Below are 10,454 nucleotides of genomic sequence, written 5' to 3' on the forward strand. Positions count from 1 at the left end.
TGCCGTGCAAAAGGACTACGGCATTCGGCAGGGGGTCTACTCAGCGCTGCTGCAGCAAAGCCTTGCTACCATGGCGGCCGATTTCGGCTTTGCGCCAGCCCAGCTCTCCAACCACCTACGGGAACCCGACCATGAACTCCTCCACTCTCATCAAGCGGACTCTTGCTGCGGGCCTGCTTTTGAGCAGCGCCCTGGCGTTGCCGGCCTTGGCTGCCAGCTCGACCGCCTCGTCGGCCTCCGAGGGCGCCAGCAGTGCGGCCAGCAGCGGCTCCAAATCGCTGGAGGCCTCAAGCGGCTCGTCGACCAAGGGCGACAAGGTTGCGGCCGGCGACTACAAAATCATCGACGTGGCCGCTGCCGTTGACCGGCCCGGCATGGTGCGCGTGCATCTGCAGGCGGCTGCCGCCACCACCACCAACATAGCGGCGCCAAATGCGGCGGATGACTTCTATTTGGTCCTGCCCGAACAAGCCTTCGAGAAAAGCCAGCTGAGCACGGGGCAGCTGGTGACAGCGCGCCAACACGCTTACGGCCTGGAGTTTGCTAATGGCCAAAGCAAGCAGGCATTTTTCCTGGTGCTGAGCGACGAGTGGTATCGCGAACTCGACAGCAAGGCCGTTGCGATTTGAATCGAGTCCTAGGACTGTTGGCGCTCGCGCTGCTGGGCAGCGGCGCGGTGCAAGCCGGCGGCTTGCGGTTTTGCGAGCAGCCCACGCAGCTCAGTGCCAGCCAGCAGGACAAGCAGCTGCGCTTTGTGGCCATCGTCAAAGAAGAGTTGGAACGCAGCGGTCAGGGCGTCGCTTTGGTGTCGCGGGCCGGCACCGATTTGAGTCGCTTTGGGATGCGCTATTCGCACGCGGGTTTGGCTTTGCGGGACAGTGACAACACGCCTTGGTCGGTGCGCCAGCTTTATTACGTCTGCGATGAAGCCGCGCCAAAGCTCTATGACCAAGGCTTGGCAGGCTTTTTGATCGGAGCCAATCAGGCCGAAATTGGCTATCTATCGGTGCTGCTCTTTGCGCCGGCCGAATCCGCCGCGATTGAACGCGCCGCGCTGGACAAGCGCAATGCCTTGCAGTTGCTGGCACCCAGCTACAGCGCCAACGCCTACCCCTTCAGTGCGCGCTATCAAAACTGCAACCAATGGGTGGCGGAGTTGTTGGCGGCCACCTTGGGGAACTTAGGGCAGGGCGCGGCGCAAGAAGAGATTCGCCCGCAGGCCCAGGCCTGGTTGAAGGCGCAAGGCTACCGGCCTGCGTTGTTCGACATCGGCTTTGCGCCGCTGCTATGGGGTGCGGCCGCCTTCATCCCCTGGGTGCACAACGATGACCATCCGGCCGAGGACCTGGCAGCGGCCCGCTACCTCGTCAGCATGCCGGCCTCGATCGAAGGCTTTGTGCAGCAAACCATGGCCGGCGCGCAGCGCATCGAGTTTTGCCATAACGGCCGCTATGTGCTGATCCGGCGCGGCTGGGGGCCGGGCCTGGCCGAGGGCTGCGTGGCCGAGGCGCAAGACCGGGTCATTGCATTGAATTAGGCCAGGCCCAGGAAGTCGCTCAACTCGGGCAAATAGTCGTCAAAGTCCGACAAGCCATGGTCGCTGCCCTCCAGCAGCTTGACGCGGCAGTTGGCATAGCGGGCCTGCATCTCGCGCCAGTCCAGCACTTCGTCGCCCTTGGCGATGACGGGCAGTAGGCGCTGCGGCTGGCTGCTGAAGGCGGTGCTCAGCGCTTGCAGCTCTTGGATGAATTCGGGGCGGAAGAAGAAGCGTTCTTCAGGGTCTTGCCAGCAGCTTTGCTCGCCGATGTATTTTTCCAGGTCGCGCGCCGGGTCGACGGCCGGGTTCAAGAGCACGGCGCGGCTGCTTCGAAAGCGTGGCCACTCGGCCAAACCGGTGGCGTAAAAGCCGCCGAGCGAGCTGCCCATCAGCGCGCAGCCTTGGCTCGGCCAGTCTGCCGTCAAGTCTCGCAGCAAGGCCATCGCCTCGGTGGGCGAGGGCGGCAGTTGCGGGCAGGCAAATACCAGCGCAGGGTTGTGGCTGCGCACCCATTCGGCCATTCTGAGCGCCTTGGCCGAGCGCGGCGAAGAGCGAAAGCCGTGCAGATAGAGCAGGTGGGTGGTTCGGGGTCGGGTATCCATGGGCGCAGTCTAAAGGGCTGGCTAGAGGCTTGTTGGCGACTGGGCGTCATGGCTTGTGCGCCAGCGCCTGGGGTAAACCCTTTGCCAAGTGACTAAATGCGACGAATGGCGGAACGCTTTGTGCGAAGCACGCTCGGCCGCATTGACGGCGCGCTGCGGCTGGTTCACAGTGGCCGACTTTGTCGCGCGAGCACCGTTGATGGGCGCTCACGCTGCCAATATATTCGGGCTCGGGCCATCCGCTTGAGCCTTGTGCAATGTTTCAGGATGGTCTGAATGACTTCATATGTTTCGCTGCTCGGCTCGCGCCGGCTCACCTTGTCTGCCGTGGCTGCGGCCGTTTCATTGCTGAGTGCTTGCGCCACCACCGCGCCCGATGCGGCCGCGCCAACAGCCGCTGCTACTGCCGCTGCTGCGGCGCCCGTCAAGGCAGGCAACCCCGCTACACCAGTCTCGGCAGCCTCGGCGGCATCGGCCCCCAATGCAGGCGCCAAGCCTCCTGCCGACCCGACCGCGCCCAAGCCTTTCGCCGAAGTCAGCAAGGACGCCAAGGTGCAGGCCGGTCTGTTCCCGATCTGGCGCAAGGACGACAAGGTCTGGCTCGAAATCCCCAAGGACAAGATCGGCAAGCCTTTCTTGTTCACCGTCAATATCGCCAGCTCGATCGGCGAGCGCGGCCTTTACGCCAGCCAGATGGTGGCCGACCAAATGGTCGAGTGGCGCCGCATCGGCAACCAGATTCAGTTGGTGGCGTTGAACACCGCCTTCCGCGGCGAAGGCGGCGGCAAGCTGGCGGTCAGCCAGGCTTTCTCGCCCAGCCTGATTGCGGCCGGCCCGGTCGGCAGTGCCGAGCATCCGCAGACCAAGTCGGTGCTGGTTGATGCCGGTATGTTCCTGACCGACATCCCTGGCTTGTCGACAAGGCTTGAAGTGGCATACCGTCTGCCTTATGCGCCGGATCGCAGCAATTCCTCTTTCGAGGCCACGCGCGCCGATGCCAAGCTCAGCACGCTGACCGCTCGCATGCATTTCTTCACGCCGCGCATTCCTGCGCCGCCGCTGGTCGCCCCGCCAGCCCCGGTGCCAACGCCGCCGCAGAGCACGCCCGATCCGCGCAGCATGTTCTTCAGCTTTGTCTACAATTTCCAGGCGCTGCCGGATCTGCCGATGCCGACGCGCAAGCTTGATCCGCGCCTGGGTCACTTTGCGGAGTCCTATTCCGACTTCGGCAGCGACAGCAAGGCCAATGTGCGTGTGCATCTGGTCAAGCGCTGGAGGCTCGAGAAGCAAGACGCCAATGCGGAGCTGAGTGAGCCGATTCAGCCCATCACCTACTGGATGGACAAGAACATTCCGCCGCAATATCGCCCTGCGGTGGAGGCCGGCATCCTGGAGTGGAACAAGGCCTTCGAGAAGATTGGCTTCAAGAATGCCATCCAGGCCAAGCAGCAGCCCGACGATGCCGATTGGGACAATATGGACTCCAGCCATGCGTCGATCCGCTGGTTTGTGGGCTCCGATGTGGGCTTTGCGATTGGCCCCAGCCATGCCGACCCGCGCACCGGTGAAATTCTGGATGCCGACATCGGCATGAGCGATGTGTTCGCGCGCGGCTCGCGCCGCTTCATCAGCGATGACCTGGGTGCTTCTGCCGCCAGCCCTACTGTTTCGGCGCTGGCGCTGGACCGGCATGGCCACAAGCATGGCGCCGCCGACTATTGCAGTTATGCCAATGAGGCTGCCGCCGAGATGGGCTTTGCGCTCGACCTGCTCGAAGGTCGCGGTGACATCCTGCCCGACAGCCCCGAGGCCGAGGCCTTTGTGCAAGCTGTCATCAAGGACGTGATCACGCACGAAGTCGGCCACACCCTGGGGCTCAAGCACAACTTCAAGGCCTCCACCTCGGTCAGCCTGAAGCAACTGCAAGACAAGGCCCATACCGAGAAGTACGGCATATCCAACTCGGTGATGGACTACAACGCCTACAACCTGTCGCTGAAGGGCGAGCCGCAAGGCAGCCTCACCAACACGACCCTGGGCGCTTACGACTACTGGGCGATCGAGTACGCCTACAAGCCTTTGCCTGCCGAGACCGAAGTGGCCGACCTGGCCAAAATTGCCGCCCGCAGCACCGAGCCGCAGCTGGCCTATGCCGATGACATCGACGCAGGCGTGGGCGGCCCTTATGACGGCTTCGACCCCGATGCCAACCGCTTCGACCTGGGCGATGACCCGCTGGCCTACTTCAAGCGCCGCCTGGCCTTGAGCCAGGAGCTGTGGGCGCGCGTGCAGGACCGCAAGCCGGTGGTCGGCGGCGACCCGCTGCGCGACCGCCGCTCCATCGTCGAAAGCTTCCGTCAACTGGCGCGCTCTGCCGAGCTGACCGGCAAGTATGTCGGCGGCATGCATGCGCTGCGCGACCTGCCCGGCAGCACCGGCCGCCCGGCCTTCAGTGCCGTCGAGCCTGCCCGTCAGCGTGAGGCCTTGAAGTTCATCTCGACCGGTTTGCTGTCGGCCAACTCATTCCGCTTCCGCCCCGAGTTCCTGGCTTCGCAGACGCTGGACTACAACGAGTGGGAACGTGTGCAGTTGTCGATTCCGGCCGCTGTTGGCGCCGTGCAGACCACCGTGCTGGATCGCCTGATGTCGGCCAATACTGCGCGCCGCCTGATCGATATGCCTGCCTTTGTGGCGGAGAAGGATCGCAAGGGCCTGGTCTCGCTGTCCGAGGTGCACAGCACGCTCAATGCCGCTGTCTGGAGCGAACTCAAGACAGGGGCCGAGATCGACGGCTTGCGTCGCAATCTGCAGCGCGAGCATCTGAAGCGTTTGCAGGCAGTGCTGACGCGCGGCGGCGGCCCTGGCCTCTTGGCCGATGCCTATGCGATGGTGCGCTTCCATGCAGTGCAGCTGCAGTCGGAACTGCGCGCCGCATCCGGCAAGAGCGGCCTGTCGGTTGAAACCCGCGCCCATCTGGCCGAAAGCCTGGATACCTTGAGCAGCGTGCTGAAGGCCAATATGCAGCGCAGCTGAGCCTGAGCTCAATCAGCTTGGCAAGGGTCGGCGCGGCTGCGTCGGCCCTTTTTTTATTGCACCGCACAAGTGCCGCAATACTTGCCTGACAATCGGGCCCGCAATGAGGTGGTCTTGAGGTCATGGCGGCGCGGTAAGGTAGTTGTAGCGGAGCTGGGCTGGTCTTTGGGGAAGGATGCAATGAATTATGTGTTTGGCGCTGTCGACAACGCCCTGATCTGCGGCTTTGTGCTGGCTCCCGGCCAGGCCGGCCGCCCGATTGGCCTGGCCGAGTCGCTGAGCTGGTTGGCGCTTGGGGCGGCGCAGCCCGCCGATGAATTCCTGTGGCTGCATTTCAACCTCACCGACACCACGGCTGAGAAATGGATGCAGGCGAACTTGAACCTGCCGCCGGAGTTCTTCGAGGCGCTGCGCGAGGGCTCGCGCTCGACCCGCATCGAAGACGCGTCGGACAACCTGATCGCCGTGGTCAACGATGTGGCCTTCGAGTTCTCGTTTGACCCGTCCGAGATCGCCTCGCTGTGGGTCAGCGTCAGCGAGCGGGTCTTGGTCAGCGCGCGCGTGCATCCCTTGCGTTCGATCGACCGATTGCGCCAAGCGGTCAAGGATGGCGCGCACTTCAACTCCAGTGTCGAGTTGCTGAACCATTTGATGAACGATCAGGGCGATGTGCTGGTGCGCATCGTGCGCGAGGCGACGCTGCAGGTCGACAATATCGAGGACGGTTTGCTGGTTGGGCGCCTGCAGCAAAAGCGCGGCGAGCTGGGGCAGTTGCGCCGCGTGCTGGTGCGGCTGCAGCGCTTGTTGGCGCCCGAACCGGGTGCGCTGTTCCGGCTCTTGCGGCAGCCGCCGCCCTGGGTCAAGGCGCATGATCTGGACGAGTTGCGCCAAGCGACCGAGGAGTTCTCGCTGGTCATCCGCGACCTCTCGGCGCTGCAAGAGCGCATCAAGCTCTTGCAAGAAGAGATGGTGGCGCAAGTGGGCGAGCAAACCAATCGCAGCGTTTTCACCTTGACGGTGGTGACCGTGTTGGCCCTGCCCATCAACATCATGGCCGGTATGTTCGGCATGAACGTCGGCGGCATCCCACTCTCCGAGCACCCGCATGGTTTCAGCATCCTGGCGCTGGTGGTGCTGGGATTCACGGCGGTGGCAGGCTGGCTGGCGTTCAGGAAGAAGGACTGAACGTCCGTCGCTGCGCCGTGTAGCGGCAGCCCCATGAACTTTGTGACCTAGGCCCTAGCCATGACGAATGAGCAGAAACTTTTTGCAGCCTACCGGGCCGACAGGCAAGGCCATGACATCGAGGGATTCCGGCTCGAAGCCTTGCCGCATCTGAGCCGCTATCTGCCGCACAGTGATTGCGCTGATGCCGAGGCGCTGCTGTGCTTTTCACGCTTGAGCGCCGGCCAAGAGGCCAGGCAGATTCGCGAACAGATCGACTACTTTGAAGCCCGTGGGCAAGATTTTGAGTGGAAGCTTTATGGCTTGGAGGAGCCAGGTGCGCTCAAACAATTGCTCGAAGCGCAGGGCTTTGTGGCCGACGAGCCCGAACTGTTCATGCTCTATCCCTTGCTTGAACCCCTGCTTGAAAGCACGCCTGCGAAGGCTTCAGCGACTGCCGGCTTGTCTGCCGCCTTGCCTGCCGGTGTGAGTCTGCGCCGCTTGGTTGATCCCCAGGATTTGGATGATGTGCTGCAGGTGCAGGCCCAAATCTGGGGGCGAGACTTTGAATGGCTGCGCGCCAAGCTGGCAGCGAGCCTGGGCAAGCCTGAGGAAATGAGCATGTTCTGCGCCTATGCCGACGGCCAGCCCATAGGCACGGGCTGGACCGACTACCCGCCCGGTTCCAGATTCCCCGAGTTGCACGGCGGAGCGGTGCTGCCGGCTTGGCGCGGGCGGGGTGTCTATTCGGCCTTGTTTGAGCTGCGCTTCATTGAAGCGCGGGCGCGGGGCTTCGAGTGGATGGCGGTGGACGCCTCATTGATGAGCCGACCGATTCTGGAGGCCATCGGCTTCAAGCCGATATGCCCGACTTGGCCTATGCGCTACCGTGCTCGGCCTTGAAGCGGCAGGCCTGCGGCCTTGTGTTTCTGTTCTTCGTCGGGCTTGCTGAAGCTGACCCTGGCCAATAGCCCCAAGCCGCCTTTGCCGGGCAGCAAGCTGACCGTGGCGCCGTGATGATCGGCGATGGTTTTGACGATGAACAATCCCAAACCTTCGCCCTGACTGGCTGCCCCTCGCCGATGCCGCTGAAATAGCTCGGGCAGCAGCGCCACATCCAGTTGCGTGCCCTGATCTTCGACTTCGAGCAGTACCGCTGCGGACGTCGTTCTGGTTCGCACGACGATGGGGCTGCGGCCGTGGGTGAGCGCGTTGTCGATCAAATTGCTGAGCAATTCATGCAGTTCACCCGCCCACCCTTCGATGGCCGCCGGGGCAAGCTCGAAGCCGAGGTCGATGCCGCTACGTTCAGCGCGGTCGATGAACTCGGCCGCGCAATCCTCAACCAGCAGGGGCAGATCAATGCGTTGCGCCGGCAAGCCGCTGCCGGCTTCCGAGCGGGCTCTCTCCAGGCTCAAGATGCGCTGCACCAGCCGCTGCAGTCGCGCGACCAGGCTTTGCATCAGCTGCAGCCTTTTCCCTTGCGCCGCAGGTGCTGCCGAGTCGACGGCTAAATCTTCAATCGCCATTTCTATTTGCAGCGAAAGGCTGGCCAGCGGTGTGCGCAGTTGGTGGGCGGTGTCACCGATGAATTCACGCTGCGCGGCAGCGCTCTCGCGCAGCCTGGCCAGCAAGCTGTTGAGCGCCGCGGCCAAGACGGCGGATTCGCTGGTGTCGCCGGGCGCCTCGACCGGGCTCAAGTCACGCGCTTGGCGCGCCTCGATCTGGCTCGCAAAACGCTCCAGCGGCTGCAAGATGCGGCGGGTGCTGAGGTACAAGCCCAGCATGGCTGCCGCCAGCAGCAGCAAACCCAGACGCTCGGAGCGGGCGCGTATTTGTGCGCTGGTTTCAAGGCGCTTGTTCAGCGTCTCTGCCACCACGATGCTGGCTCGTTTGGCCGGGCCTTGGCGGTGCAATGTCAGCACTCTCACGGCTTGTCCGTCAAGCTGCCCCAGCAGGCTGACGTCTTTGGCCGGCGGCTGTGCGCTGACAAATGCCGCCAGCCGCGGGTCGCCCCAAACCAGCTTGGCCTCGCCATCGAAGACCGCAAAGAACAGAGTGTCCAGCGGGTCGGCTTGCAGCAGGGCCTGGGCCGACTGGGGCAGATCCATGTCCAGGTCATTGTCTGAGTCGATCTCTACTCTGGCGGCCAAGGCCACAGCATTGTTCAGCAGCGCTTGATCGAAGGCCTGATCGGCCAAACGCTCGGCGCCGCGCAGATCAAGCAGCAACGCAAGCACCAACACCAGCGTCAACCACAAGCCTAATGTGGCGAGCAATCTCGTACGCAGCGAGACCCGCTTGAGGCTTGATGTCAGGCGCCGCATCAGCGTCATTCTTGTGGGCGGCTGGCAGGCGCTTCGGCCAGCGCTTCGCCTCGACCCGGTGCTTGCTCCAGCAAGCGGTAGCCCAGGCCGCGCACGGTTTCCAGCTTGAGGCGGGACGCCGCGAGCTTGAGCCGCAGCCGCGAAACATGCAGCTCAACGGCATTGGCGCTGAGTTCGCGGTCCCAATGCCCCAGGCTGTCAATCAGCTTGCGTTTGGACACCAGCCGTGGGCTCTGCAATGCAAGCTCCAGCAGCAGGGCCCATTCTTTGCGCGTCAGCGGCAAGGGCTGCTGGTTCAGGCTGGCGCTGCGCTCCCCCATGTCCAGCGTGAGCGCACCGATCTGTACGCAGGCCAGCCGGTTGGCACTGGCGCGGCGCAGCAGGGCCCGCAAACGAGCCAGCAACTCCGGCAACATAAAGGGTTTGGCCAGATAGTCATCGGCGCCGAGATCGAGGCCGCGCACCTTGTCCTCCCAGTCATCGCGTGCGGTGATCAGCAGGACCGGCAAGGCGCAGGCGCGAGCACGCAGCTGGCCCAGCAGACTCAGTCCGCTCATGCCTGGCAAACCAATGTCGAGCAGCAAGGCGTCATAGTGGACGTCACGCAGGGGCATGGCGGCTTGTTCCGCTTGCGCCACGGCGTCAACGGTGTAGCGCTCGCGGCACAAAGCCTCCACCAAGCTGGCGCGCAAGTTGGGGTCATCCTCGATCAGCAAGATGCGCATGGTTTTGGGTGTCAGCTTTTTTCGCCCAAGGGCAAGTTGCCGCAGTTTGCGGCCATTTTGAGCCGCCCAGTTTGATCAAAGGCAAGCCGCGCAGCCCCTTCGGTAACGAGTTGTGTTTGACTGGATTTCGACAGCATCGGCCCGCTAGATTCAGTCCTGTCGCATTTGATCTACCCAGCAAGGAGGCTTTCATGCAAAGCAATCGGCTTGTCCTGTCCAGCGCTGCAGCGCTGCTGTTTTGTCTGTTCGTCGCAGCAGGAGCCCAGGCGCAGACGCCGCCTGCACTCTCGCTACCACCGGTGCCAGCCGGCCGGCTGCTGGCGTCGAATTGTTTCCAATGTCATGGCACCAATGGCAAGGGTCCGGGCTTTGAACGTCTGGCGGGCAAATCGAGCCTGGAGGTCTACAAGGAGCTCAAGGAAATGCAGGCCGGCGGCGAGGGACAAGGTTTGATGACCAAGCACGCGCTGGGCTACACCGATGCGCAACTGCGCGCCCTGTCTCAATGGCTCTCGACTCAGCGTTGAGTCAGCCCTGAACCAAGAGGAGATTGCAATGAACCGACGTGAACTCATTCAAGCGGCCATGGCCGCTGCGGCCGGCATGGCGGCCTGGCATCCCCTGGCCAGCCGCGCCGCCAACTCGGGCGGCAGGGTGATTGTGGTGGGCGGCGGCATGGCCGGCGCCACCGTGGCCAAGTACCTGCGAATGTGGAGCAATGGGGGCTTGGAAGTAACTTTGATCGAGCGCAACCCCGCCTATACCTCCAACATCATGAGCAGCCTGGTGTTGACCGGTCAGCGCTCGATGAGCAGCTTGCGCTTTGGCTATGAGGCGCTGAAGACCCGTCACGGTGTCAAGTTAGTCACCGATGAGGTCTTGGAGGTCGATGCAGTCAACGGCTCGGTTTTGCTGTCCTCCGGCGGGCGCTTGGTGGCTGACATGCGGATTTCAGCGATCCCGGACAGTCATTTCAGCGTGATGGTGGACAGCGTTTCAAACTGATCGCGGACAGTTTGGGCGCGCGCAAGTGCCTGGGTTGATGGTAGCTCAGGTGTCCGCGATC

The 10,454-nt window shown here is 63.2% G+C and carries 10 protein-coding genes; 7 read left to right on the forward strand and 3 right to left on the reverse strand.

Going from position 1 to position 10,454, the window contains the following annotated elements; genetic code table 11:
• Window positions 1-131 precede the first annotated feature (131 nt).
• Together PRZ03_RS14845 and PRZ03_RS14850 are read left to right on the forward strand one after the other, a co-directional pair.
• Window positions 132-629 (forward strand): hypothetical protein, encoded by a 498-nt coding sequence (locus PRZ03_RS14845; RefSeq protein ID WP_273601018.1) that lies wholly within the window; start codon window positions 132-134, stop codon window positions 627-629.
• Window positions 626-1,537: a DUF2145 domain-containing protein gene (locus PRZ03_RS14850; protein WP_273601019.1), complete on the forward strand. Its 912-nt coding sequence runs from the start codon at window positions 626-628 to the stop codon at window positions 1,535-1,537. Before PRZ03_RS14845 ends, PRZ03_RS14850 begins: the two co-directional genes overlap by 4 nt.
• Here the strand turns inward: PRZ03_RS14850 and PRZ03_RS14855 are convergent.
• Window positions 1,534-2,139, reverse strand: coding sequence for a YqiA/YcfP family alpha/beta fold hydrolase (locus PRZ03_RS14855; protein ID WP_273601020.1), 606 nt, complete (start codon window positions 2,137-2,139; stop codon window positions 1,534-1,536). The genes PRZ03_RS14850 and PRZ03_RS14855 overlap by 4 nt on opposite strands.
• Before the next feature lie 276 nt (window positions 2,140-2,415).
• Between PRZ03_RS14855 and PRZ03_RS14860 the strand changes: the two genes are divergently transcribed.
• From PRZ03_RS14860 to PRZ03_RS14870, 3 genes are all read left to right on the forward strand, one after another.
• A complete protein-coding gene (locus tag PRZ03_RS14860; protein WP_273601021.1) occupies window positions 2,416-5,172 on the forward strand; it encodes a zinc-dependent metalloprotease in 2,757 nt (918 codons plus the stop codon).
• Window positions 5,173-5,352: 180 nt separating this feature from the next.
• Window positions 5,353-6,357 carry a transporter gene (locus PRZ03_RS14865; protein WP_273601022.1) on the forward strand — a complete coding sequence of 335 codons (1,005 nt, stop codon included), beginning with the start codon at window positions 5,353-5,355 and terminating at the stop codon, window positions 6,355-6,357.
• A gap of 60 nt (window positions 6,358-6,417) precedes the next feature.
• Complete coding sequence (locus tag PRZ03_RS14870) at window positions 6,418-7,239, forward strand: GNAT family N-acetyltransferase (RefSeq protein ID WP_273601023.1); 822 nt, start codon at window positions 6,418-6,420, stop codon at window positions 7,237-7,239.
• Here PRZ03_RS14870 and PRZ03_RS14875 read toward each other — a convergent pair.
• Window positions 7,221-8,663, reverse strand: coding sequence for a sensor histidine kinase (locus PRZ03_RS14875; protein WP_273601024.1), 1,443 nt, complete (start codon window positions 8,661-8,663; stop codon window positions 7,221-7,223). The genes PRZ03_RS14870 and PRZ03_RS14875 overlap by 19 nt on opposite strands.
• Before the next feature lie 5 nt (window positions 8,664-8,668).
• Window positions 8,669-9,388 (reverse strand): response regulator, encoded by a 720-nt coding sequence (locus PRZ03_RS14880; protein WP_273601025.1) that lies wholly within the window; start codon window positions 9,386-9,388, stop codon window positions 8,669-8,671.
• A 191-nt stretch (window positions 9,389-9,579) separates the two neighbouring features.
• Here PRZ03_RS14880 and PRZ03_RS14885 point away from each other — a divergent pair, with 191 nt between their 5' ends.
• Entirely contained in the window at window positions 9,580-9,915 is a 336-nt protein-coding gene (locus PRZ03_RS14885; RefSeq protein ID WP_273601026.1) for a c-type cytochrome, read from the forward strand.
• 28 nt (window positions 9,916-9,943) lie between these two features.
• Window positions 9,944-10,393, forward strand: a complete 450-nt coding sequence (locus PRZ03_RS14890; protein WP_273601027.1) for an FAD-dependent oxidoreductase — start codon at window positions 9,944-9,946, stop codon at window positions 10,391-10,393.
• Window positions 10,394-10,454 lie beyond the last annotated feature (61 nt).

Origin of the sequence: Roseateles albus (assembly GCF_028595345.1) — a bacterium.
Lineage (GTDB): Bacteria > Pseudomonadota > Gammaproteobacteria > Burkholderiales > Burkholderiaceae_C > Paucibacter_A > Paucibacter_A albus.

Coding starts and splice junctions, on each gene's coding strand:
- PRZ03_RS14845 (WP_273601018.1), top strand. CDS start 132: ATGAACTCCTCCACTCTCATCAAGCGGACTCTTGCTGCGGGCCTGCTT.
- PRZ03_RS14855 (WP_273601020.1), bottom strand. CDS start 2,139: ATGGATACCCGACCCCGAACCACCCACCTGCTCTATCTGCACGGCTTT.
- PRZ03_RS14860 (WP_273601021.1), top strand. CDS start 2,416: ATGACTTCATATGTTTCGCTGCTCGGCTCGCGCCGGCTCACCTTGTCT.
- PRZ03_RS14865 (WP_273601022.1), top strand. CDS start 5,353: ATGAATTATGTGTTTGGCGCTGTCGACAACGCCCTGATCTGCGGCTTT.
- PRZ03_RS14870 (WP_273601023.1), top strand. CDS start 6,418: ATGACGAATGAGCAGAAACTTTTTGCAGCCTACCGGGCCGACAGGCAA.
- PRZ03_RS14875 (WP_273601024.1), bottom strand. CDS start 8,663: ATGCGGCGCCTGACATCAAGCCTCAAGCGGGTCTCGCTGCGTACGAGA.
- PRZ03_RS14880 (WP_273601025.1), bottom strand. CDS start 9,388: ATGCGCATCTTGCTGATCGAGGATGACCCCAACTTGCGCGCCAGCTTG.
- PRZ03_RS14885 (WP_273601026.1), top strand. CDS start 9,580: ATGCAAAGCAATCGGCTTGTCCTGTCCAGCGCTGCAGCGCTGCTGTTT.
- PRZ03_RS14890 (WP_273601027.1), top strand. CDS start 9,944: ATGAACCGACGTGAACTCATTCAAGCGGCCATGGCCGCTGCGGCCGGC.